Source organism: Marinomonas piezotolerans (assembly GCF_003362755.1).
GTDB lineage: Bacteria > Pseudomonadota > Gammaproteobacteria > Pseudomonadales > Marinomonadaceae > Marinomonas > Marinomonas piezotolerans.
The window spans coordinates 414,474-438,491 of the sequence record NZ_QKRA01000001.1 but is presented as its reverse complement, the minus strand read 5'-3'; the positions used below and the strand labels follow the sequence as shown (position 1 = coordinate 438,491).

The window sequence follows — 24,018 nt, the reverse complement described above, 5'->3', positions numbered from 1 at the left end:
ATGAGCCTCTAAATCTTTGTTTTCTATTTCAATAAGGGTAACACCCTTATTTTCAACAGATGTACCTTATTTTTGATCGAATGTTTACTGACAGTTTGAACAGATCGTATTGTCATTATCATTTGAATCTGCAACTATGCGTAACTCATATCAGAACGTCAGGAAAGCTTTGAAGCATGAAACTAATATCCTTCAATATCAATGGTCTTCGCGCACGCCCTCATCAAATTGAAGCACTTGTTCAGACTCAACAGCCAGATATCATTGGTTTACAAGAAATTAAAGTCCATGATGAAGCGTTTCCTAAAGAGATCCCGGAGTCGGTCGGTTACCATGCATACTTTTATGGGCAAAAGTCCCACTATGGTGTGGCTATATTCAGTAAACAGCCTGCTATCAATGTGGAATACGGCTTTCCAGACGACGAGCCGGACGCCCAGCGTCGTATGATCATCGCTACATTTGATACACCTAAAGGTCCACTAAAAGTTATCAATGGATATTTTCCACAAGGTGAAAATCGAGATCACGAAATAAAATTTCCTGCCAAGCGTAAGTTCTATGAGGACCTTATGTCTTATTTAGAGCAGCACTCTCAAAAAGAGCAAATTGTTGTTATGGGTGATTTCAACATATCCTATCAAGATATTGACATTGGCATTGGTGACCAAAATGCAAAACGCTGGTTGCGTACGGGTAAATGTAGTTTCTTGCCTGAAGAACGAGAGTGGTTTGACAAGCTTTTGGGTTGGGGGCTTACAGACACGTACCGTGCCCAACATCCTGAAAATAATAGTTTTTTCAGCTGGTTTGACTATCGATCTAAAGGGTTTGACGATGTTCCAAAACGTGGGCTTAGAATTGACGGAGTCCTCGCCACTGCCCCACTTATTGAACGGTTAGTCGCGTCAGGCATAGACTATGACACACGCGCAATGGAGAAGCCTTCTGATCATGCTCCCATTTGGGCTGAATTTAAACTGGACTAGATCTGTATATTTTATAACCAACCAAAGTGTATGATTACATACTGGGAGCAAGGCGATTCTGTACGTGACCTACCCCCAGTCTTATCCACAAGGGATGTGGATTATTTATATCTCAACAGGCACAGAAATTTGTTGTAAGCATCATTCGCATAAACATTATTAATGACTGAAAATTGACCATGCCAAACACCAATTTAACTATCCCAGAGCTATTAGAGCGCGCTACCGAAGCGTCAGGCTTTCTTAAAGCACTAGGAAACGAAAATAGACTCATTATCTTATGCTATCTACTAGAAGGCGAACTGTCTGTAGGCGCTTTAAATGCAAAGCTACCTTTAAGTCAGTCCGCACTCTCCCAACACTTGGCCATATTACGCAAAGACGCATTAGTTGAAACTCGAAGAGACTCTCAAACAATCTACTATTCGATTGCAGACTCTCGTGTTAGAGAATTAATAAGTACTATGTATCGACTATTCTGTCATTAATGGAATGGGTAACGCTTACGAAAGTCATATTACGGAGCAATTTCTCTTAACTCAAAATCATCTGCTCGAATTCGAATAAAGCTTGCGAAACGTGGCAGGCCGCTTTTTGTCAATCCCTGATAGCGGAATGTCACATATTGACCAATCGTAGGTGGATTTCTTCGCTCAGAGTCACTAAAGCCAGTACCTAGTCGAAATATTGTTCCTTCAACCGTTTCTACTAGAAGGGCTCCCATCATCCCTTGATACTTACCTTTACCTGGTAAGTGCTGCAATACCTTGGCCTCACCATCTTGGAAGCGCTTCAACTTTAACAGTGCAGAAGTCCGACCATCATGGTGCATCGCATCTTTGCGATGTAGCATAAGACCTTCGCCACCTGATGCCGTGACAGAATCAAGATATTTAAAGAGTGTTTCTTCGTCAGAAAGAGTAATTTGAGTAATAGGTTGTATCGTTTTTGAGTTTGAGGATCCAATTAAAGATGTGTAATGAATCGCCCTAATTGCAAAAGGATCACGCTTATTGGGTGCATCAAACACCATATACGTAATTTTTGACCACTTAGAATCGTCAGGTTCAGTCGACAATACGGTATTTTGAACAACGTTAAACTGTTGTCGCCCTGCCCACAACTCCCCATCAAACCATTGATTAGGCCAGCCTTCGGTGAACCAAACTGGGGGGTAAATGGGATGTCCGTTACGGGTAGTAAGCTTTTTACCATCCCATATGGCTCTTATTCCATCGTACTTTTCACTTACTAAATAGTCCGTGACATGCTCATTCTGATAAACATTTGCAAGCTGCACTTCATTGGCAAACACTGAGGACACGAAGCAACAATAAAACACGCACCACAATTTACGCATATAACCTCCTTGTTATGCGTTATATAAAAAAAAGCCCGAGGTAAGCTCGGGCTATCCATCTCTCGTTTTAGTTCGACATCTGAACGATTAATTTGTTCATACGCGTCACAAATGTAGCAGGGTCATCTAGCTGACCACCCTCGGCAAGGGTCGCTTGTTCATAAAGCAGCCAAGCCATATCTGAAAAGCGATCTTCATCGGTTTCAGAATCCATTTTCTGAACAATCGGGTGATCAGGGTTAATCTCTAAGGATGGTTTTGACTCAGGCAATTGCTGCCCTGCTTGCTCAAGCAAACGGCGCATTTGCAGCCCCATATCAAACTCACCGACAACCAGGCAAGCTGGCGAATTAGTGAGACGATCAGTACTGTTAACAGACGTCACCTTCTCTTCTAGAATCGTCTTCATACGCTCCAGCAAAGGCTTCATTTCTTCCGCTTTTTGCTCTTTCTCTTTCTTCTGCTCTTCGGTTTCTTCAACCTCGATGTCCAGCTTGCCTTTCGTTACATCTTGGAAAGATTTACCGTCGAACTCACGTAAAGAAGACATCATCCACTCATCGATACGGTCACTCAGTAACAAGACTTCATAACCCTTCTTACGCAATACTTCTAAATGAGGGCTGTTCTTAGCGGTATTATGGTTTTCAGCGTAGATGTAATAGATCTTATCTTGATCTTCAGCCATTCGCTCAACGTAGTCTTTAAGAGACTCTGTTTGATCCGCCTTATCTGTGTGAGTCGAGCTAAAGCGCAGCAGCTCAGCGATTTTATCTTTGTTACCAAAGTCGTCCGCTGGACCTTCTTTGAGCACATTACCGAATTCATTCCAGAAAGTCTGATACGTTTCAGGATCATTTTTTGCCATCTTTGATAGCATATCGAGAACACGCTTCGTTAATGCTGAGCGCATAGAATCTACAGCATTATCGTTCTGTAAAATTTCACGAGAAACATTCAAAGATAGATCATTAGAGTCTACAACCCCTTTCACAAATCTCATATAGGGAGGTAAGAACGCTTCAGCGTCGTCCATAATAAAGACTCGTTGAACATAAAGTTTCAAGCCACGCAACATGTCGCGGTTCCACAAATCATGCGGCGCTTTTGAAGGGATGTATAGAAGGCTCGTGTACTCTAGTTTGCCTTCTACTTTATTGTGAGACCATTTAAGCGGCTCTTGGAAATCATGTGACACATGCTTGTAGAACTCTTTATATTCTTCATCCGTCACTTCATTGCGGGGACGCGTCCATAGCGCTTTCGCTGAGTTTACGGCTTCCCAAGTAGGCTCTGCATTTTCATCCGCAGGCTTAACATTACCTTCCTCATCGTATTCTGGGGTAGGCACCTTAAGCATTTCGACCGGTATAGAGATGTGGTCTGAGTATTTTGAGACCAGTGAACGTAAGCGCCAGTTATCAGCGAACTCTTTTCCATCTTCCTTTAAATGGAGTGTGATGGTAGTACCACGTGTTGCTTTGTCGATTGATTCAATTGTGAATTCACCAGAGCCTTCAGACTCCCAGCGAATTGCCTCACTGTTTCCGGCGCGTCGTGTCTCGACGGTTACACGATCTGCAACGATGAACGCAGAATAGAAACCAACACCAAACTGACCAATCAGTTGGCTATCTTTTTTCTGATCTCCGCTTAATTGCTCTAGGAACTGCGCTGTACCAGATTTCGCAATGGTACCAAGGTTTGAAATGGCTTCATCGCGGCTCATTCCAATACCGTTGTCATCGATTGTAATCGTGCCTGCATCGGCATCAAAGCCAATGCGCACTCGTAGATTTGGGTCTTCAGATAGAAGATCCGCATTAGAAACTGCCTCAAAACGAAGCTTGTCAACGGCATCGGATGCGTTAGAAATCAGCTCGCGTAGAAATATCTCTTTATTCGAATACAAAGAGTGGATCATTAAATGAAGCAGTTGCTTTACTTCAGTTTGAAATCCTAACGTTTCTTTTTGAGTTTCAGTTGTCATGTTTCTCCATGCTCCTCACAGTTACATCAATAACGCCAATTGGCGCCAATCTCGGTTATGAACCATGTTATGGAGTCATAGAAAAAAATTTCAAGCGTAAAAGTTAACGCTTACGCACGATTGTTAAACCATCTCCAATCGTAAGTAAGCTAGAATCTACTTCTGGATCTTGATGAATAGCATCATTCAATTCACGAACAATGCGCGTATCCTTATCAGTGAATTCCTCGTCGGCTACATTTCCCCACCAGAGAGTATTATCGACCACTAAACACCCTCCTGGACGAAGCAGCTGTTTACCAAGATGATAGTAGTGCAGCAAATTGGCTTTATCAGCGTCGATGAAAATGAAATCAAAGGTACTACGTTCGTCTTTCCCCAATTGTTCCATGGTCTCCTTCGCATCAGCGCAGCGTGTTTCAACGCTACCTTGTATCTCTGCTTGATCAAGGTATCGGTTCGCAATATCTAACCACATTTGTTTTTTATCAATAGCTAGGAGTGTCGCATCAGAGGACATTTTTAGCGCCATAGAAAGCGTGCTATAGCCGGTAAATACACCTATTTCTAAAAGCTTTTTAGGCTGCTGCAAAGCGACCAAAAGCCCGAGAAACTGCCCCACTTCAGGCGACAGCGCCATTCGAGCCATGTGGTACTGGGCGGTTTCACGTCGTATCGCTTCCAGTACAGTCGGTTCATTCACCGAATGATTTATCACATAAGAATAAAGCTTATCATCAACGTTAACGGTTCGATTAACCGGAAAATTATCTTCTGAAACTGGCTTAGGAAAATTAGGAAGCATGAGATTTTATAACTAGACCACGACTAAGAGTTTTAAACGTTTTGGAGCGAAATTCGCGACGGTACAACACAGCAACAACCATGATACTTGACGCCATACAAAAGTAAGGACCTAAAAACCATGCAGAAAATGCCATCGCAAAATAATAAGCACGCAGTCCATAATTGAATTGGTTCGCGGCGAGACTACAAATTTTTGCCATATGCATGGCATAAAGCTCACGCTCACTCTCCTCGATACCTCGCTCTGTCGCCAATGGGGCACTACCGACCAGCACAGAACAAAAGTTGTACTGACGAACGGACCATGTGAACGTAAAAAAGGCATAAACAAAGATGAGCACTAATACGATAATTTTAAGCTCCCACTCAGTCTGACTCATCGGGGCTAAAAAGTAGAATTCATTTATAATACTTAACGCCTGCTCTGAATAGCTGAACGCGGTGAATAGCCCCGCGATGATCAGCAAGCTACTCGATGCGAAAAACAAGCTGCTACGCTCAAGATTCGCCATTACCGACGCATCAGCGATTCGATTATCACGACGTAATAATCGTGACATCCAAGCTAAACGGAATTGGTGCAACACGCTCACTAGGCAGGTACGTCGCTTAGAGTAATGAAGCGCGTAGAATGCGTACCCCCACCAACACCCGACGAATACAACGAGTGTCCAAATGGCCATTGGATCAAGGAGATCATAAAGCGATTGATTATCCATAAGTTTCCTAACAAGCCTTTAAGGTTATAAGTATGTAGGTCGCTATTATATCGAATAATCTATTGTTTCAACGTCAGAAAGCTCTATTAGCGACAAAAATATTTCTTCTGGGAGTCAAATTAGCCCAGAAGGTGAAAAAAACTTGACCAATTGCGTCCGAAGAAAATTGATCGTTGTCAATACTATGCAACTCAGGCTATGCTGAAAACGTAAATAATTTTAAAAGGGTGTGTTTCATGCAACGCTTGCTGATTCTCATAATGTTCATTCCTCTGATGCTATTCGTTAGCGTTGGGGCGAAAGCACATGACGACAGCAACGCGCCTAGCTATCTGAAAGGCGGTCTAGTTGAAACACCCTTCGAGCTACCGAGTGCGGAAGTTTTACCCGATATTGATCAAGCGTTACCAATTGATGAATATGTTAGTACAAGCAAGTTTGCTGCCTCTCACGGCAGCTGCATGCAAAATCACCTCACCTCAGTACAACCCAGCACTCTTTCATGTCGTGGGCCACCTCCTTCCTATTAATAACTTAACAATTTACTAAATCAGTTATTATTTGGAGAACGAACATGAAAACACTTACCTATGTCACTACAAGCGATATTAACGATCTATCTTGGCCTGTAATTGAGCAGAACACAGGGCTCTACTCCCCAGCAACATCAGTGTTCACCGATTTTAAAAAAACCAATCCTCGTGTTATCGAACCCAACGTGCGTGCGGATGTACTGGCAACGATTATGAAGAAAGAGCATGTGCGTATGAAAGTTGTCGTTGACGCTAACAACAACTTCTTAGGGGTCGTGAGTCTAGAAGACTTGTCAGAGGAAGCATTTATCAAACAAGCCGCGGCAGGCTACATGCGTGATGAATTGCTCGCGATTGATTTGATGCGTGCGAAAGAAGATCTGTTAGCCGTTTCTTATAAATCTTTGACCAACAGTGACATTGAATCTGTCATCCACAGTCAAAAAGAAAATACCTACCAACACTTGCTCGTTGTCGATGAAGAGAATATGTCTATTCGCGGATTAGTTTCAGCAAACGATATTGTCCGCCAGCTTAAGTTGAGCATTGACACGGCTACATCCACCAGCTTTGCTAAATTGCATCAAGTCATCGAAGGTGATTATGCGAACAGCAAGCGTTTACGTGTTGCCTAAGTGTAAAGAGCACAACACTTAAGACAAAAGGCTGGTTTTTAACCGGCCTTTTTCTTTTGGACCCAGTAATAATAAATACCCTGCTCAACAGTCTGTTTAAGAAGTGGATGACCTAGGAAATTACAAAACTTAGGAATGTCTCGCTCAGTTGAAGGGTCCGTAGCGATGATTTTCACCACACTCCCTGGTTCCATCTTTCGAATCACCCCGTGTAACATCATTACTGGCTCTGGGCAGTATAAGCCCTGAGTATCTAATACTTCTTCATGGTTGACATCTTCAGTCATTCATTGCCTCAAACATAAGGTTTAATAAATTCGCATGTAGTGCGTGCCAATGTCTCCAACACTACATTCCGGCTCATATTGTAACGTTTCAATACGTTGAAATCGTGATCGGCACCTTCTACCCACTCAACCGATATATTAATAGGTAAGCTCTGAGTACACACCCACGCTCTATCGCCCAAAGCGTCGCGTGTACCTTGAATCACCTTGAATGGAACTCCCTTAGTCGCTTGCAAATGGTACAGGCGATCTTTATCAGGCTTTTTAGTAGGATAAAATGGATATCCAAGCGCAACGCAGGCTTGCACATTATGCGTTTGACACAATTCCGCGATCATTCGTGCGCCCATTGATTTACCAATCAGAATAACTGGTTCATTCGGACTTATCTTAAACACAGCTTCATCTATAAGCGTCTTTATATTAGGAGGTGGTCTGCGCTTTCCACTCTGCTCCATTTCAGCCATATACTCTAAGGTATAGGACTCTATAGTCAGTGATTTATATTCTCTGGTAGCTATTTCTAACTCTGCTCTAAAACCACTCAAAAAGTCACTTTGGTGCCCAGCTCCCGCACCGTGGAATATGTAAACCGTCGTCATAGGATATAAAAACGTTGCTCTGTGACAAGGAAACACAACATAGGGAGTTCCTAATCTGTTATTCAAAATGTGAAAAGACTTAGAATCAATTTCGCTAGTTCACCGCTGCCTCTTCCCAGCTTCATTGGACATATCAAGTCGGGACGAATCATTTAAGCGAGCGCTTATTATGAAGGCAGCATTTTCAATAACAAGGTCTATCACTCAACTTGGTTTGTGGAAGAAACTATGAGCACAGCTTTTGATCACCCAACATATAACTACAGTGTGGTACGTGCATTTACCATAATGACTGTAGTCTGGGGCGTAGTAGGCATGGCTATCGGCGTACTAATCGCTTCGCAATTGGTATGGCCAGGCTTACTTGCCGACATCCCCTACCTTCATTTTGGTCGTCTACGTCCACTTCATACGAATGCCGTCATCTTCGGTTTTGGTGGTTCAGCGTTATTTGCGACATCTTACTATGTGGTGCAACGTACCACGCAAACTCGTCTTTTTTCCGAAGTGTTATCCGGATTTACCTTCTGGGGTTGGCAAATCATTATTGTTGCGGCCGCGATAACGCTACCGCTTGGCTATACACAAACCAAAGAGTATGCAGAATTAGAATGGCCTATCGACATTTTAATTACCCTCGTATGGGTCGCCTATGCAATAAACTTCTTTGGCACGATTGCCAAACGCAAGATGAAACATATCTATGTCGCTAATTGGTTCTATGGTGCGTTCATTATCACCGTCGCCGTGTTGCATATTGGCAATAGTGCTGTCATCCCGGTAAGCGCCTTCAAATCATACTCGGTATACTCTGGTGCAGCAGACGCGATGGTTCAGTGGTGGTACGGCCACAACGCAGTTGGGTTCTTCTTAACTGCTGGCTTCCTTGGCATGATGTACTACTTCGTTCCTAAACAAACAGGTCGTCCAGTTTTTTCATATCGCCTTTCAATTGTTCATTTTTGGGCATTGATCTCATTATATATTTGGGCTGGACCTCACCATCTCCATTACACGGCGCTGCCTAACTGGACCCAAAGTCTGGGCATGGTTATGTCTTTGATACTATTAGCACCTTCTTGGGGCGGGATGATTAATGGTGTTATGACGTTATCAGGCGCATGGCATAAGCTTCGTCATGATCCAATTTTACGATTCTTAGTGGTATCACTTTCTTTCTACGGTATGTCTACGTTTGAAGGCCCAATGATGTCTATTAAGACGGTTAATGCCCTGTCTCACTATACTGACTGGACAATCGGGCACGTGCATGCCGGAGCACTGGGCTGGGTTGCCATGGTTAGTATCGGGGCTGTTTACCACATGTTACCCGCTTTATATGGGATGAAACCGGGCCAGATGTACTCTACACGCTTGATTAACACACACTTTTGGCTAGCCACTATCGGTACCGTTCTATACATAGCGTCCATGTGGGTAAACGGCATTATGCAAGGACTAATGTGGCGAGCATTCAACGACGATGGCTCCCTGACCTATACATTTGTCGAAGCCGTTGACGCGAGTTACCCAGGGTGGTTTGTTCGAGTACTCGGTGGAGCCGTCTTCTTATTAGGAATGCTATTGATGTCGTACAACACGTATATGACCGTACGCCAAGCTAGCAAAAGCGAGCCTAATAGCCTTAAAACCGACGCACAGCCAGCATAGGGAGAATCGATATGCGCCATGAAGTCATTGAAAAAAATATGGGACTTATGATCGTTTTGATCGTGGTAGCGATAAGCTTCGGTGCTTTAGTAGAGATTATCCCCTTGTTCTTTATGAAGCAGACAACGCAACCTGTCGAAAATCTAAAGCCTCTTACAGCTCTTGAGCTTGAAGGTCGGGATATCTATCAGCGTGAGGGTTGCTTAAGCTGTCACAGTCAGATGATCCGCCCATTTCGTGCTGAAACTGAACGCTATGGGCCTTATAGCGTCGCTGGGGAATCCGTTTATGACCATCCCTTCTTGTGGGGGTCCAAACGGACTGGCCCAGACCTAGCACGTGTCGGTCAACGCTACAGCGATGAGTGGCATCGAGCACACCTCTATAACCCTCGAGACGTTGTACCCGAGTCAAACATGCCAGGTTTTCCATGGCTTTTTGAAAACACCATTGATGGTAACGAAACTCAGAATAAGATGATCGCACTACGTTTGGTGGGCGTCCCTTACACGGACGAACAAATCACGACAGCAAAAGCTGAGGTCCGCGGTACACGAGAAGTCGATGCGCTCGTGGCTTATCTACAGCAACTTGGCACGGTTATCGAGCGATAGCGGGGAGAAGTGAAATGGATATCAATACACTACGTGCATTCGCAACGCCTTTGGCTTTTATCGCTTTCATAGCAATTGGTGTCTGGACGTTTAGCAAGAGTCGTAAAAAAGGTTTTGACGAAGCAGCTAATTTACCGTTTGCGGACGATGACTTTGACAATCAGTCTAAAGACTCCCAGGCGGAGGACCATAAATAATGAATGAACTAACTTCTTTTTGGAGCGGCTGGATCATTGTGATCTCTCTCGGCTCAATCATCGGGTGCTACGTCCTTTTGTCCGTAGTTCGCAAAGGGCAAAAATTCAACGGCGACACTCAACAAACTATGGGCCATGAGTTTGATGGCATTGAAGAATACGATAACCCTCTACCAAAGTGGTGGTACTGGATGTTCGTGTTAACAGTGATCTTTGCTTTAGGGTATTTGGCCTTATATCCAGGGCTGGGAAATTTTAAAGGGTTATTAGGTTGGACGCAGGAATCCGCCTACAACGAAGAGGTCGCTGCAGCAGAGGCTGAGTTTGGCCCTATGTTTGCACAATTTTCGCAAACCCCAATCGAGGCATTAGCTAAGAACGATCAAGCAATGCGAATTGGTCAACGTCTCTTTGCTAATAATTGCTCTCAATGTCATGGGTCAGCAGCCACAGGAGGTTACGGATTCCCGAACCTCACTGACAAGGATTGGTTATACGGTGGCGATGCGGCATCTATTAAGCAGACAATCCTAAATGGCCGAATGGGCGCTATGCCTGCGTGGGGGCCGATATTAGGTGAGTCTGGTGTACACCAAGTATCTCAATATGTCATGAGCCTTAGTGGGCGCGAAACGGATGCCGCTGCAGCAAAAAAAGGGCAAGCGTTGTACAGCACCAATTGTCAAGCGTGTCACGGTGAACAGGCTCAGGGAAATCACTTATTTGGTGCCCCAAACCTTACCGACAACATCTGGCTATATGGTGGCGGTGAGCAACAAATAAAACAAACCATTCGAAATGGCCGCTCCGGACGCATGCCAGCTTGGGAAGCGATACTAGGACAAGACAAATCTCATGTTGTAGCGGGATACGTATATAGCCTATCAAATCAGTAATTCGCTGATGTGTATCAAAAGGGTGTGCCAAAGTGGCACACCCTTTTTTGTGGAATGGCGGTAACATAGCTCGCAGCAAAACAGCCTGATCACAATAAGGAAGGCAGTATGAATGATAAAATTCCAGTGAAAGATGTCACCCCTGAAATCATCGAATATGATCTCTATGAGAAGCGTAAAAAGATTTACACCCGCGCTATATCTGGCTTTTTTCAAAAAATACGTGTCCGTACTCTTTGGGTTCTGATGCTGGGATATTTTTTAACACCTTGGATGAGCTGGCATGACCGCCAAGGAGTGCTATTTGATCTCCCTACTCGACAATTCCACATTTTTGGCATCACTTTCTTCCCGCAAGACTTCTTTTTACTCGCTTGGATTCTCATCATCTGCGCCTTTGGCCTATTTTTTGTAACAACCTTGTTTGGCCGAGTATGGTGTGGCTACACGTGTCCTCAAACAGTTTGGACAATGGTGTACATGTGGATTGAAGAGAAAACCGAGGGCTCACGCAACCAACGTATCAAGCTCGATAATTCAGAGCTGACCTGGACAAAGTTTCGTAAAAAATTTGCCAAACATGCACTATGGATTGCATTCGCGTGGCTTACAGGAGTTACTTTTGTCGGCTACTTTACGCCTGTGCGAGATTTAGTTGTCGACATATTTACATTGTCCGCACACCCTTGGGCGTACTTTTGGATTGCATTCTTTACGGGGGCCACTTACCTCTTTGCTGGTTGGATGCGTGAGCAGGTTTGTACTTACATGTGCCCCTACGCCCGGTTTCAGGCCGTAATGTTTGATCCTGATACGTTAGTTATCTCATACGACTACAACCGAGGGGAAAAGCGAGGTGCTCGTAAGCGTAATGTTGACCCTAAAAGTCAGGGCTTGGGAGATTGTATAGACTGTAGCCTGTGCGTGCATGTATGCCCTGCCGGAATTGATATACGTGATGGCTTGCAATATCAATGCATAGGGTGCGCGCTTTGTGTCGATGCATGCGATTCGATCATGGACAAAATGGGGTACGAAAAAGGGCTTATTAGCTACACAACAGAACAACGGCTGGAAGGTAAACGCTCCCATATCTTGCGACCAAAGGCGCTCGGATACGCTTTAGCGATGCTGATCGTGATCGGGGCTTTCTTCACGTTCGCAGGTGACAGAGAAGCTTTAGGCCTAGATGTAATACGTGACCGCAATCGCCTCTATAATGAAACGCCTAGCGGCATGATTGAAAACATCTACACCGTGAAGGTCATCAACATGGATCAGGCCATGCACACCTTTGAGTTGTCTGTTTCTGGGCTTAAGAACATGACAATGATTGGCCGTAAAACAGTTAACGTTCGAGCTGGTGAGGTCCGCTCGATACCTTTCTCGATCCAAGTGCCGCCTACTTCGATGATTCAACAGAACAATACGATCTACTTTAAAGTTCGTTCAATCGACCAAAACTACGTGCTAGAAAAGATTACAGAAAGCCGCTTTATTGGTCCTATATCAAAATAATTTATAGTTCGCGATGATAAACTCATTGCGAACTACTTATTCGGAGCACATCGTGTCAACTTACTCATCAGCTTCAACGACGGTTTGGTACAAGCAATTTTGGCCATGGTTCATCATTTCGATTCCTGCCTCGTCTATTATTGTGGGGATGATTCAGCTTTATGCCTCACTACACTCATCAAGTGACTTGGTAAAAGATGATTACTACAAAGAAGGGTTGGCCATTAACCAAGTCATTACCATGCGTGATGCAGCAAAAGATCTAGGTATAGAAGCTCATCTGACACTAGACAATCTCACGGGAGAGCTAATTTTAGCTACTCGCAACGTAAAGGCTCCGACTCTCACTGCATTATTTGCACATGCAGCCTTATCTAAATATGATTTTTCTGTCACGTTCATCCGAATACAGGCGGACCAATATCGGGCCAACTTAGAGAAGCCATTGACAGGAATTTGGAACATCTACCTAGAGTCTAATAATCTTTGGCAGCTTAACGGCCGAATCAACACAAATATTCATAGCAAACTCGACTTTAATCTATGACAAGCTCGTGCTTTCATTGTGGTGATGCGATTCCTTCTGGACTGTCTATAACCGCTGATATCAAACACCAAAGCCAGTCATTTTGCTGCTATGGTTGCCAAGCAATAGCAACCTGCATTCACGATGCAGATCTTGAAAAGTATTACGAGAAAAGACAAAACCAACGAGCAACTCGACCGTCTGATGACAATATCGGCGCATTCGAGCTTCTTTCTGATCCAAGCAATTATGCACGCTATGTACATTCAGAAAATGACGCGCATACCATGCAATTTGCGATCACTGGTATTACCTGCTCAGCATGCGCATGGCTTATTGAAAAACGACTTTCGTCACTAGAAGGTGTAAACAGCGCCTTCGTCAATGTTAGTTCGCAGATCGCGACTGTTACATGGAAATCACCGTTACAATCACCTCTTAGCATAGCTCAAACACTATTAGCCATCGGTTATTCAGCACAACCATACCTCCCAGGCGAGCAAGACCTGCACCAACGCAAAGAAAAGCAAAAGGCAATTATCCGCTTAGGTGTAGCGGGTGTAGGTATGATGCAGGTCATGATGAGTTCAATTGCAATGTATGCCGGTGATATGGATGGGATGGACGATATTTATCGACAATTGCTTCGGTGGGTCAGCTTCATCTTCGCTACACCCGTTGCCCTTTATGCAGGACTCCCCTTTTATCGCGGCGCCCTAAGAGACCTAAAGAACCGTCACTTTACCATGGACCTACCCGTCTCGATTGGCATAGGTCTAGCCTACGTATCAAGTACCGCCGCACTTATAACCCAAACAGGACATGTCTATTTTGATTCAGTAACCATGTTCATTTTTTTCTTACTGCTAGGCCGTTTTTTAGAAACCGTAGCGCGTTCAAATCAATCGCTCATTAATACGGACGACGCATTAACAGCAATAACAGTGATTAGAAATAGCGAAAGCATGCAAATAGCCCAGCGAGACCTAGCTTTAGGAGATACGGTAAAGGTGGATCCTGGGCAGATATTCCCCGCAGACGGCACTCTTAAAAGCACTTTGACTGCCGTAGACGAATCCAGCTTAACAGGTGAATATAATCCTGTTATCAAATATTTGGGGGATAACATTAGTGCGAGTACAACAAATATTGACCAGACAGCCCTATTGGAAGTCACACAATTAGGGCAAAACACAAAAGCTGCCGCGATTTCTCGCATTACCGACCGAGCATTAACCGAAAAGCCAGCCATTGCTTTACTAGCCGATAAAGTAGCCCACTATTTTGTTATCGCGGTACTCGTTATTGCCGCAGCAACCTACTTTTTTTGGGCGATGCAAGGCGAACCTGAGGCCTATTGGATCATGGTTAGCGTATTGGTTGTCACCTGTCCTTGTGCGCTGTCGTTGGCAACCCCCACTGCTTTGACAACCGTCACAAACCGATTGAAAAATGATGGGTTTCTTATTACGCGAGGGCACGTAATCGAGGCGCTTGCGAAAGTAGACCATGTGGTATTTGATAAAACTGGGACGTTAACTTTAGGTGAGTTTACCGTCCGTAATACGACCCTTATGACTGACGAATATTCAAAGTCCGATATCCTTCGCCTCATTGCAGGTCTCGAACAATGTTCAAATCATCCAATCGCGAAAGCATTCGGTAATATTTCTCCATTTGAATTCAGCGATATTAAAAATGTTACTAGTCAAGGAGTGTATGGCGTCCATAAGGGGGCAACCTATTGTTTTGGCAATGCTGACTTCATTAAATCTCAAGACATCAAGATACCGGCAGCGTTGGTTGAAGCCACTAACACAGGCCTAACGCTTTATCTTTGCCGAGCAAGCACTTTACTGGCTAAAGTAGACTTGCATGATCAGATTCGTCCAGAGACAAAAGAGGTACTGGAGAGACTAACGGGCATGGGGATTGCTGTCAGCTTGCTAACAGGTGATACACCAATGTCCGCTCAATCAATCTTACCAACCAAATGGTTTAGCCATTATCAAACGAGCTGCACGCCGGAAGAAAAATGGCGCTGGCTTATGAACCAGCCCAGCCAAAATATGCTAATGGTAGGCGACGGGCTAAATGATGTCCCTGCACTTGCTGGTGCCACAACATCACTGGCAATGGGAGGTAGCTCTGATTTAGCAAAGCTTCATTCTGATGCAGTATTGCTCAGTAACCATTTATCTGGGGTAGCCAATGCCATCATGGCCGCGAAACGCTGTAAACGAATTATTAAGCAAAACCTCGCATGGGCAGTATGCTACAACACGACCCTACTGCCTTTGGCCGTCATGGGCTGGGTGCCGCCTTGGGTGGCAGCGATTGGCATGGCACTGAGCTCGCTCATTGTCGTGATCAATGCTACGCGTTTATCTCGAAACTAGGAGTTGAAATGGAAAGCTTGTTTATCCTAATTCCAATTGCAGCAATTTTCGTCGCTATCGCTGGAGCCATCTTTGTCTGGGCAGTAAAAGGAGATCAATTTGAGGATTTAGATCGAGAAGGTGAACGCATTCTCTTTGAAGACGATGAGCATTCTAAATGACTGCTGTGAGCGTGTTTTTTAGCGGCCTCCTGATCGGGATCGCTGGTGCAGGTCACTGTATCGGCATGTGTGGCGGCCTTTCGTCATTATTGAGCCTGAATGGTAAACCATCCATGTGGCGCTTGGCGTGTTACAACTTTGGTCGCGTCAGCTCATATGCTTTATTAGCGGTCACACTGGCAGCTAGCATCCAGCTAGGAACAGATGCGCTTTATATAGATTTATTATACCCACTACGTACCGTTACAGGAATTATCTTAATATTGATGGGGCTATATCTATGTGGGGCGTCGAAATGGATCTTAAAAATTGAACGTATTGGCGTTGTTGGCTGGCGTATATTAGAACCCATGGCGCGTCGACTCATACCTATTCGAACAAACAAGCAAGCATTTATGGCTGGGGTATTATGGGGATGGCTACCGTGTGGGTTGGTATACTCCACCGTTATTTGGTCATCGTCGCACGGCTCAGTGTCTCTCTCTGTAAGCGCCATGGCCGGCTTTGCTGCTGGGACAATGCCAGCAATGATGTTAGCGGGAGCATTCAGTCAACGATTGAAAGAATACTGGGCAGCCTACCGACTGGGTTTTGTTTTTGGGGTTTTGATCATTTTTTACGGCATCTACAGCATTCCATACGTAAGACAGATCATTTCTGCACATGGATAAATTCAAATCTTGATCTGTATCAGCTAATGAAATCACCAGAAGCGTAAACTTCCTATTAGAAAATCTAATAGGACATAGAAAATGCTCTGGAACTCTGACCTTATTCAAAAGTACAACTTAGCCGGACCGAGATATACCTCCTATCCGACGGCACCTAAGTTCTCTGCTGACATCAGCAAAATATCGCTGATAGATAAGATGCTCGCTCCATCATCACTGCCTTTGAGCTTATATTTTCACGTACCGTTTTGCGCCCACCTTTGCTACTACTGCGCATGCAACAAAATCGTTACCAAACAGTACGACAAAGGCTCTGAATATGTGGAGTTGTTAGGCGAAGAAATGCGCTTGAGGGCGTTGATGATTGATCAAAATCGCCCAGTCACCCAGTTACATCTTGGCGGTGGTACTCCAACATTCCTGAGCGAAGCAAATTTAGAAACTTTGTTTGATATTATACGAGAATACTTCTCACTTATTAATGATGGAAGCCAAGACTATAGCGTTGAAATCGATCCCCGAGAAGTAAGTCGCTCAAAACTAGAAACACTTTCTAAACTTGGATTCAATCGAGCAAGCCTCGGTATCCAAGACTTTGATGCTGACGTTCAGCAAGCTATTCATCGAGTTCAATCGCTGGAGTTAGTCGAACAGGTCATGGAAGATTTGCGCAGCCTAAATTACAGATCCATAAATTTTGATCTGATTTACGGATTGCCCAAGCAAACTCTAGACGGCTTCGATAAGACCCTGAAACACGTAATCGGCTTAAATCCAGATCGTATTTCCGTATTCAATTATGCGCATTTACCGCACAGATTTTCTCCACAAAAGCGTATTTTAGAATCAGACTTGCCGACGCCAGAGCAAAAACTGACTCTATTAAAACATACGATCCAAACGCTCACTGATGCGGGTTACGTATATATCGGTATGGATCATTTTGCAAAACCCGAAGACACGTTATCCGAAGCTCAACAAAACGGTCAGTTACAACGTAACTTTCAAGGGTACACCACCCATGCTGATACAGACCTAATGGCATTTGGCGTATCTGCCATCAGCCAGATTGACGGCACCTATTTTCAGAATCACACCGATCTTTCGTTATATCAAAACAGCATTGAAAATGGTCAACTCGCTATAATGAAAGGATATATCAGTAATAAGGATGATCGCATTCGGCATTTTGTTATTATGCAGCTGCTGTGTCATAACCAGATTGAAAGCTCACAAGTCGATGCTATCTTTAACATTAAATTTTCACAATATTTCAGCCATGAGCTAGAGTGCTTGAAAGCACTGGAAGAAGATGGCGTCATAAAAATTATACGGGGTTCAGATACTATAGTGCTGACTGTGACTGAAGCGGGCCGATTATTGGTTAGGTGCGTCTGCATGGTCTTTGACCAATACATTCATGACAATGCCTCGTTTTCAAAAGTTATATAACAAATAGTCCGATCGAGCTCAGGGAGAGTAATATGTCTATTTCAAACACAAAAACTCGCTTTAACAGTAAACTAACCTCGCAATGTCAAAACTGCAGTTTGAGCGCTTTGTGCCTTCCAATATCGCTAGCTGATGAGGACGTTAACCGATTAGATCAAATTATTGAACGTAAACGCCCTCTTAAAAAAGGCGAGCTACTGTTCCGTCAAGGTCAAGAATTCGACTCAGTCTTTGCCGTACGTACCGGTACCCTAAAGACTTTCAATATTACCAACTCTGGTGAAGAGCAGATTACAGGCTTTTACTGTCCTAGTGAGCTATTGGGGTTAAGTGGCATCGATAACAACACCTACCCTATCTCCGCTAAAGCTCTGGAAACGACCACTGTATGCGAAATTCCATTTTCTCATTTAGAACAGCTCACAGCTCAAATACCCTCTCTAAAGCATCAGATCTTTCGCTTAATGAGCCGAAAAATCTGTGATGACCAGCAAATGATGGTACTACTGGGTAAAAAGAATGCCGATGAGAAAGTAGCGTCTTTCTTGCTGAACCTTTCCCAGCGGTTTAAAAAACGCGGATATTCTGCAACGTCCTTCAGACTATCCATGTCTCGTGGAGAAATCGGTAACTACCTTGGGTTAGCGGTCGAAACGGTTAGTCGTGTTATGACACGTTTCCAAAAGAATGGATTGATCGATGTTGAGGGGAAAGAAATCACCATAGTTGATCTTCCTGAAATGGAGAAACTTATCGGCACTGCCGAAGAATGTGCTAAAATCGAAGCCGTCTAATTAACCATTCAGTTAAGGTTTTATTTCATGCTCTTTGATGACTTTTATTTTAAGTCGCTGATTCGAACGGTCGAAGATTGGCCTAAGCCGGGTATTAGCTTTCGCGACATTACGCCTATCTTCTCAAACCCGAAAGGTATGCGCATGGTAGTGGATGCTTATGTCCACCGATACATCGATTCGGACATCACTCACATTGCGTGCATCGATGCTCGAGGCTTCCTCATTGCATCGGTCCTCGCGTACGAATTGCGCATCCCTTTAGTGCTAGTTCGAAAAAAAGGTAAACTGCCAGGTAAAACCATCTCACAGAGTTATGACTTAGAGTACGGTAGTGCTGAGCTTGAAATTCAAGAAGGCGCTGTGAATGAAGGAGCGAACGTATTGCTCTTTGACGACCTTATTGCGACCGGTGGAACGTTAATTGCTGCAATGACCCTACTTCGTCAACAAGGTGCAACGATAAAAGAAGTGGCTTCGATTATTGATCTTCCAGACCTTGGCGGCAGCACAAAAATATCAGATTTAGACGTACCTGTGTTTGCCCTTTGCGCATTCGAAGGTGAATAACTAAAATACTCAAGTAACAAAAAAAGGTGGCTTTTAATGCCACCTTTTTTGTGTCACTTTGAACAAGGCTTCTTAGAAATACGTCACTACCCCTAAACCAATGCTCTTATTCATTTCAGCATCTTGGTTATAGCTACTCAAATCGACTTGAGTTAATCCGTAACGGACAAACACGCGAGCATTACGTAGTGTGCGGTACTCTGCTCTCACCTCAGTCTGATAAACGTTCTCAATATTTCTGAATGACAGTACTGTCGGCGAATAGTACAAAGATCCATAAATACTAAAACGATTCGCTTTTGGGAAAGTAAAGCGGTAGAAACCACCTAAGCCCACAGCTAGACCTTCTCCATCTTTGTCATACTTAGTGTCGACAGCAATTAACCGAGCACCCAAGCCAATCTGCAACGGATAGTCTTTCGCCGTATCTTTGTCTTCGATGTGCGCCCCAACGTACCCATAGGTACCATCATTGGTGTGGTACATTCCACCAGCATCTAGAAAATATGTACCTTGATCAATACTTATGTCTGCTTTGATCGCCTCATTTGAGAGCGACCCTTCAAACGTGCTAGCGCTTGCTTGATAAGATACGCAAGCACCTAGTGCAAGTGGCAGTAGTGTTTTAATCGACATCCTGGATCCTTCTTAAAGCGAAATTAAATTTAAACGTTTGAATGCGTCTTCTGATTGTGTCAGCCCTTTGAAATCAAACAAATCAGTATCCGCCAAATGAGATGGCACAACATTTTGTACCGCTGAAAACATGGTATCTAATCGGCCAGGGTATTGCTTCTCCCAACCCTGCAACATCTCTTTTACAACTTGACGTTGTAGATTTTCCTGAGACCCACAAAGATTACAAGGGATGATTGGGAAAGCCTTTCGTAAAGAATACTGCTCAATATCTGACTCTTTACAGTAGGCAAGAGGACGGATTACCACATGTTTGCCATCATCACTCAACAATTTAGGCGGCATTGATTTAAGCTTGCCACCAAAGAACATATTGAGAAATAGTGTTTCTAAGATATCATCGCGGTGATGACCTAGTGCAATTTTCGTTGCACCAATCTCTTCTGCAAATCCATATAACGAGCCACGGCGTAGGCGCGAGCAAAGTCCACATGTTGTTTTGCCTTCTGGCACCAACTCTTTAACAATGCTGTACGTGTCTTTTTCCAAGATATGGTAATTTACGCCAAGCTCATCAAGGTAGGCAGGCAACACATGCTCTGGGAATCCAGGCTGTTTCTGGTCTAAATTAACCGCAACAATTTCAAAGGATATCGGCGCACTCTTTTGTAGGTTACAAAGAATGTCCAACATGGTGTACGAGTCTTTTCCGCCTGACAGACACACCATGACTTTATCGCCGTCTTCTATCATATTAAAGTCGGCAATGGCTTGGCCTGTATTGCGCCGCAAGCGCTTTTGCAATTTATTAAGCTCTAGCTTTTCTTTTCGATCAATTTCAGAATTCATTATCAACGTACCGTATATCAGATGCGGCTATCTTACTACAAGCCCAGTCGCTAAGCATCCAGCCACAGCAGATTAGTTTGCATGTAAAAAGACTAATGGCTCTTTACAAAGCTTACAGAGGTATTGAGTGCCGCGTTTTACTCGACCATGTCGATGAGCAGTAAATTCATGTGTTTGGCAACCACACTGATAGAGATAAAGCCGCTTAGGTTTCGGGACCTCAAATGTATGTGTCCGTTCCGCGTCGACATTAAACAAATGTTCCATAATGGCGACCCATTCAGGCCCATGAGGCTTAGGTTTGCTACCATATACTTGATAGACGACCAAATGCGCGACTTCATGAGGTACAACTTCATCAATAAACTTCTCAGGGTCTTGGTTTAGCATAAACGCATTAAAACGCATTTCATTTGTTTGCAAGTATGCAGTGCCCGCGCTACGACCACGCTGTTTAAAATTAAATATTGGCTTAGTTAAGCGCATATTGAAGTAACGTTCAGCTTGCTTGAGACATTGATCAATTTTTACTTCAACCCTGCGCCTCAACTCAATTGTATCAATTTGAGACTTAACCATATTCAAGATCACCAAAAAGCTCTGCGGCATTCAATCGCTTTAACCGTTCAACACTCAATCCTGTCACACGACTTAACGCAGCGTAGCTTTTCGGATTCGCCTCATAAACTTTATGTAACTGGACGTCACTAAGGTGCTCATGCATTCTATTTTGCACGCTCCAGCGCATAAGCCGATTCCATGATTGGTCATCGGGTGACGGCATACAATCAGACTCTCTCAATACGGGGTAATAAAAGTCTGGTGAAAGAATTAACTGGTTATCGCCCTTTAAAATAGCTCGGCATGATTCATCAAGACATACTCTAAATGGTTGGATTTGTTGGATACGAAGGTAACCTGCCGCTAAAAGACGGCGTATCACTGCTTTCCATTGGCTTTCATCCAAGCTTTTACCTTCACCAAACAAATTACTCTGCTGAAGACTATAGTTACTGACACTTTTGTTGTTCTTTCCCAATAGTGTATGAATTAGCGACGAGAATGGCACAATGCCTTTCGTTTTATGAACCAACGACAATATTTTCTGCGCTGCAATCGTCACATTATGTTGGGACACTGGCTTGATGCAACGGTCACACTGACCACAACGCTCGTCGCCTGCTTCATTGAACACCCGCAATACTGCATCCTGACGACAGCCAAGAGTCTCTAGGCACTCAATCAATTGCCAAAAGTCATCTTCGTCCCCCCTCTCATGCTGTAAAAACTGCCAAGTTTGTAGGATGTCCTGCAAACCATAGAAAAGCAAAGCAAACGCTGGCCGGCCATCTCGCCCTGCTCTACCCATTTCTTGTACATAACTTTCAATGGATAAAGGTAAGTCCAAATGCACAACGAATCGAACATGGCCAAGATCAATCCCCATACCGTAGGCAGTCGTCGCGACCAATACTTGAACGCCACCTTGCGCAAACGCGGTATGTGCCTGCGTCCGCGTTTCGTGATCTAGAGAGGCGTGGTAGCAGCGGGCCGCAACGCCATTTTCAGTAAGCCAGCTAGCAAGTTCCTCGGTTTTTCGACGTGAACGACAGTAGACTATGCCCGGCAGCCCCAGCCCTTCTTTCATTAGGAAAGACAGTAGCTGATGCTTGGCTCGTCGTTTTTGCGATACTTGTATGCGTAAGTTTGGCCGTTTAATGCTTTCACGAACAACAACAGGTCCACTTAGGTCTAATGCCTGCTCAACCTCCTCTTCCTTGGAACGTAATAATGTCCCTGTCAAAGCAATAACAGGGACAGAGGGAAAAACGTCCTTGAGTTGACCTAATTGGTCGTACTCAGGTCTAAAGTGCTTACCCCATCGCAGCACACAATGCGCTTCATCGACTGCGATACAAGCAATGGGGATATCTTCTAACAACCCAAGCACACTTGGTTGTAGTAACTTTTCGGGAGACATATACAATATTTCGACATCATTGCGCCGTAAACGCCAATGTAGATCGTTTTGCTCCGCGCCATTTTGTGTCGAATTAAGAAATTCCGCTTTAATCCCTAATGCACTCAGCTGTTCGACCTGCTGTTGCATGATAGAAATCAAAGGACTCACCACAATACCAACCCCCTCCCTGACCAAAGAGGCAACCTGATAAATGGTGGACTTACCCGCTCCAGTAGGCAACAAGGCTAAGACGTCGTGTCCGTTTAGAACTGGCTCTATACAAGACCATTGAGAACCAATAAAATCCTCAAAACCCAAGCGTTGTAACGCTTCGAAGCACTTACTGTGTTTAATTAAGGCGGATGAATTGATCGATTCGCTCATGGTTTTTTACAACTGATATGTTTACACTGTGACGCGATTGAATAATAGGAATACCTAAATGCAGCACCAACCACTTGATGATTTAGAACTTGAAGAGTTAGAAAACTTCCTAGACTCTGATGCCGTTCACGAAGATTGCCAAAATTTTGTAATGGCCCACGGCTTTCTAACCGCACTATCAATCTGTCCAAACACGCCACAGCCATCTCGTTGGTTACCTGTTGTATTCGAGGAAAGCCCTAATTTTACCTCTGAAAAAGAACAAAATCACATTGAGAATCTACTTAAACGGCTTTTAAGTGATATTCAAAAGGAACTAGAGTCCGAAGATGACTTCCTCGTACCTTGTGAAATTGAAATGAGTGACAACCCAGAGGAACTAAGCGAGCTTCAAGAGTGGGCTTCTGGATTCATGGAAGGTGTGTTTTTCACAGAAAGAAGCTGGTTTGAGACTGAAAAAGAAGAAACGGTCGCTGAACTACTGCTACCATTCATGGTGGCTTCTGATCTGTTTGAAGATGAAGAAGTACAGCAGATCCGTGAAAGCGAAAAACTCACTCAATCTTGTATCTCTCAAATCCCTCAGTTAGTCACGGATTTGTTCCTTGTATTGCGCACCGAGCCCGAGAAAAAGCCCAAGCCACAGCAAAATCGTAATAAAAAGGCTGGAAAAAACAATAAATCAGGCGGGAAAAAACCTCGTAAGTAATCTCACTAAGCCGCTCAATTGGAGCGGCTTTTTGTATTCGAACATTTAGCACGTTGTAAGACAAACAACACAAGGATACAGATAAC

The 24,018-nt window shown here is 44.0% G+C and carries 27 protein-coding genes; 17 read left to right on the top strand and 10 right to left on the bottom strand.

Going from position 1 to position 24,018, the window contains the following annotated elements; genetic code table 11:
- Positions 1 to 176: 176 nt before the first annotated feature.
- A complete protein-coding gene (gene xthA, locus DN730_RS02020; RefSeq protein ID WP_115466436.1) occupies positions 177 to 989 on the top strand; it encodes an exodeoxyribonuclease III in 813 nt (270 codons plus the stop codon).
- Positions 990 to 1,168: 179 nt separating this feature from the next.
- Entirely contained in the window at positions 1,169 to 1,477 is a 309-nt protein-coding gene (locus DN730_RS02015; protein ID WP_115466435.1) for an ArsR/SmtB family transcription factor, read from the top strand.
- A 29-nt stretch (positions 1,478 to 1,506) separates the two neighbouring features.
- On the opposite strand, the gene DN730_RS02010 is transcribed toward DN730_RS02015, so the two are convergent.
- The 4 genes from DN730_RS02010 to DN730_RS01995 form a co-directional block, all read right to left on the bottom strand.
- Positions 1,507 to 2,349: a DNA ligase gene (locus tag DN730_RS02010; RefSeq protein WP_115466434.1), complete on the bottom strand. Its 843-nt coding sequence runs from the start codon at positions 2,347 to 2,349 to the stop codon at positions 1,507 to 1,509.
- Between the two features lie 67 nt (positions 2,350 to 2,416).
- Positions 2,417 to 4,339, bottom strand: a complete 1,923-nt coding sequence (gene htpG / locus DN730_RS02005) for a molecular chaperone HtpG (RefSeq protein WP_115466433.1) — start codon at positions 4,337 to 4,339, stop codon at positions 2,417 to 2,419.
- A gap of 103 nt (positions 4,340 to 4,442) precedes the next feature.
- Positions 4,443 to 5,144 carry an O-methyltransferase gene (locus DN730_RS02000; RefSeq protein WP_115466432.1) on the bottom strand — a complete coding sequence of 234 codons (702 nt, stop codon included), beginning with the start codon at positions 5,142 to 5,144 and terminating at the stop codon, positions 4,443 to 4,445.
- The gene (locus tag DN730_RS01995; RefSeq protein ID WP_115466431.1) at positions 5,134 to 5,865 is read right to left on the bottom strand and encodes a DUF599 domain-containing protein; all 732 of its coding nucleotides are present in this window, start codon (positions 5,863 to 5,865) and stop codon (positions 5,134 to 5,136) included. The genes DN730_RS02000 and DN730_RS01995 overlap by 11 nt, the downstream gene beginning before the upstream one ends.
- Before the next feature lie 236 nt (positions 5,866 to 6,101).
- Between DN730_RS01995 and DN730_RS01990 the strand changes: the two genes are divergently transcribed.
- Complete coding sequence (locus tag DN730_RS01990; protein WP_115466430.1) at positions 6,102 to 6,395, top strand: hypothetical protein; 294 nt, start codon at positions 6,102 to 6,104, stop codon at positions 6,393 to 6,395.
- 44 nt (positions 6,396 to 6,439) lie between these two features.
- A complete protein-coding gene (locus DN730_RS01985) occupies positions 6,440 to 7,033 on the top strand; it encodes a CBS domain-containing protein (protein WP_115466429.1) in 594 nt (197 codons plus the stop codon).
- A 38-nt stretch (positions 7,034 to 7,071) separates the two neighbouring features.
- Here DN730_RS01985 and tusA read toward each other — a convergent pair whose 3' ends face one another.
- Positions 7,072 to 7,320, bottom strand: coding sequence for a sulfurtransferase TusA (gene tusA / locus DN730_RS01980; RefSeq protein ID WP_115466428.1), 249 nt, complete (start codon positions 7,318 to 7,320; stop codon positions 7,072 to 7,074).
- Between the two features lie 8 nt (positions 7,321 to 7,328).
- Positions 7,329 to 7,922 (bottom strand): alpha/beta family hydrolase, encoded by a 594-nt coding sequence (locus tag DN730_RS01975; RefSeq protein ID WP_115466427.1) that lies wholly within the window; start codon positions 7,920 to 7,922, stop codon positions 7,329 to 7,331.
- Positions 7,923 to 8,150: 228 nt separating this feature from the next.
- Between DN730_RS01975 and ccoN the strand changes: the two genes are divergently transcribed.
- The 12 genes from ccoN to DN730_RS01915 all read left to right on the top strand — a co-directional run bounded on the left by ccoN (position 8,151) and on the right by DN730_RS01915 (position 19,391).
- Positions 8,151 to 9,593, top strand: coding sequence for a cytochrome-c oxidase, cbb3-type subunit I (gene ccoN, locus DN730_RS01970; RefSeq protein WP_115466426.1), 1,443 nt, complete (start codon positions 8,151 to 8,153; stop codon positions 9,591 to 9,593).
- 11 nt (positions 9,594 to 9,604) lie between these two features.
- Positions 9,605 to 10,207, top strand: a complete 603-nt coding sequence (ccoO, locus tag DN730_RS01965; RefSeq protein ID WP_115466425.1) for a cytochrome-c oxidase, cbb3-type subunit II — start codon at positions 9,605 to 9,607, stop codon at positions 10,205 to 10,207.
- A 14-nt stretch (positions 10,208 to 10,221) separates the two neighbouring features.
- Positions 10,222 to 10,404: a cbb3-type cytochrome oxidase subunit 3 gene (locus DN730_RS01960; protein ID WP_115466424.1), complete on the top strand. Its 183-nt coding sequence runs from the start codon at positions 10,222 to 10,224 to the stop codon at positions 10,402 to 10,404.
- Positions 10,404 to 11,300: a cytochrome-c oxidase, cbb3-type subunit III gene (gene ccoP, locus DN730_RS01955; RefSeq protein ID WP_115466423.1), complete on the top strand. Its 897-nt coding sequence runs from the start codon at positions 10,404 to 10,406 to the stop codon at positions 11,298 to 11,300. The genes DN730_RS01960 and ccoP overlap by 1 nt, the downstream gene beginning before the upstream one ends.
- A 108-nt stretch (positions 11,301 to 11,408) precedes the next feature.
- On the top strand, positions 11,409 to 12,818 hold the full coding sequence (ccoG, locus tag DN730_RS01950; protein ID WP_115466422.1) for a cytochrome c oxidase accessory protein CcoG: 1,410 nt from the start codon (positions 11,409 to 11,411) through the stop codon (positions 12,816 to 12,818).
- A 52-nt stretch (positions 12,819 to 12,870) separates the two neighbouring features.
- A complete protein-coding gene (locus DN730_RS01945; protein WP_158541162.1) occupies positions 12,871 to 13,365 on the top strand; it encodes a FixH family protein in 495 nt (164 codons plus the stop codon).
- On the top strand, positions 13,362 to 15,743 hold the full coding sequence (locus DN730_RS01940) for a heavy metal translocating P-type ATPase (RefSeq protein WP_115466420.1): 2,382 nt from the start codon (positions 13,362 to 13,364) through the stop codon (positions 15,741 to 15,743). Before DN730_RS01945 ends, DN730_RS01940 begins: the two co-directional genes overlap by 4 nt.
- A gap of 8 nt (positions 15,744 to 15,751) precedes the next feature.
- Positions 15,752 to 15,904 (top strand): cbb3-type cytochrome oxidase assembly protein CcoS, encoded by a 153-nt coding sequence (ccoS, locus tag DN730_RS01935; RefSeq protein ID WP_115466419.1) that lies wholly within the window; start codon positions 15,752 to 15,754, stop codon positions 15,902 to 15,904.
- A complete protein-coding gene (locus tag DN730_RS01930; protein ID WP_115466418.1) occupies positions 15,901 to 16,575 on the top strand; it encodes a sulfite exporter TauE/SafE family protein in 675 nt (224 codons plus the stop codon). The genes ccoS and DN730_RS01930 overlap by 4 nt, the downstream gene beginning before the upstream one ends.
- 81 nt (positions 16,576 to 16,656) lie before the next feature.
- Positions 16,657 to 18,027 carry an oxygen-independent coproporphyrinogen III oxidase gene (gene hemN, locus DN730_RS01925; RefSeq protein WP_115466417.1) on the top strand — a complete coding sequence of 457 codons (1,371 nt, stop codon included), beginning with the start codon at positions 16,657 to 16,659 and terminating at the stop codon, positions 18,025 to 18,027.
- 32 nt (positions 18,028 to 18,059) lie between these two features.
- Positions 18,060 to 18,821, top strand: coding sequence for a fumarate/nitrate reduction transcriptional regulator Fnr (gene fnr, locus DN730_RS01920; protein ID WP_115466416.1), 762 nt, complete (start codon positions 18,060 to 18,062; stop codon positions 18,819 to 18,821).
- Between the two features lie 27 nt (positions 18,822 to 18,848).
- On the top strand, positions 18,849 to 19,391 hold the full coding sequence (locus DN730_RS01915; protein ID WP_115466415.1) for an adenine phosphoribosyltransferase: 543 nt from the start codon (positions 18,849 to 18,851) through the stop codon (positions 19,389 to 19,391).
- A 72-nt stretch (positions 19,392 to 19,463) separates the two neighbouring features.
- Here the strand turns inward: DN730_RS01915 and DN730_RS01910 are convergent, their stop codons facing one another.
- The 4 genes from DN730_RS01910 to DN730_RS01895 all read right to left on the bottom strand — a co-directional run bounded on the left by DN730_RS01910 (position 19,464) and on the right by DN730_RS01895 (position 23,223).
- A complete protein-coding gene (locus DN730_RS01910; protein ID WP_115466414.1) occupies positions 19,464 to 20,027 on the bottom strand; it encodes a YfaZ family outer membrane protein in 564 nt (187 codons plus the stop codon).
- 12 nt (positions 20,028 to 20,039) lie between these two features.
- Positions 20,040 to 20,876, bottom strand: a complete 837-nt coding sequence (gene ttcA, locus DN730_RS01905; protein ID WP_211313811.1) for a tRNA 2-thiocytidine(32) synthetase TtcA — start codon at positions 20,874 to 20,876, stop codon at positions 20,040 to 20,042.
- A gap of 72 nt (positions 20,877 to 20,948) precedes the next feature.
- Complete coding sequence (locus DN730_RS01900) at positions 20,949 to 21,455, bottom strand: SprT family zinc-dependent metalloprotease (protein WP_115466412.1); 507 nt, start codon at positions 21,453 to 21,455, stop codon at positions 20,949 to 20,951.
- Positions 21,448 to 23,223 carry a RecQ family ATP-dependent DNA helicase gene (locus tag DN730_RS01895; RefSeq protein WP_115466411.1) on the bottom strand — a complete coding sequence of 592 codons (1,776 nt, stop codon included), beginning with the start codon at positions 23,221 to 23,223 and terminating at the stop codon, positions 21,448 to 21,450. The genes DN730_RS01900 and DN730_RS01895 overlap by 8 nt, the downstream gene beginning before the upstream one ends.
- A 58-nt stretch (positions 23,224 to 23,281) precedes the next feature.
- Here DN730_RS01895 and DN730_RS01890 point away from each other — a divergent pair, with 58 nt between their 5' ends.
- Positions 23,282 to 23,932: a YecA/YgfB family protein gene (locus DN730_RS01890; protein WP_115466410.1), complete on the top strand. Its 651-nt coding sequence runs from the start codon at positions 23,282 to 23,284 to the stop codon at positions 23,930 to 23,932.
- Positions 23,933 to 24,018: the final 86 nt, after the last annotated feature.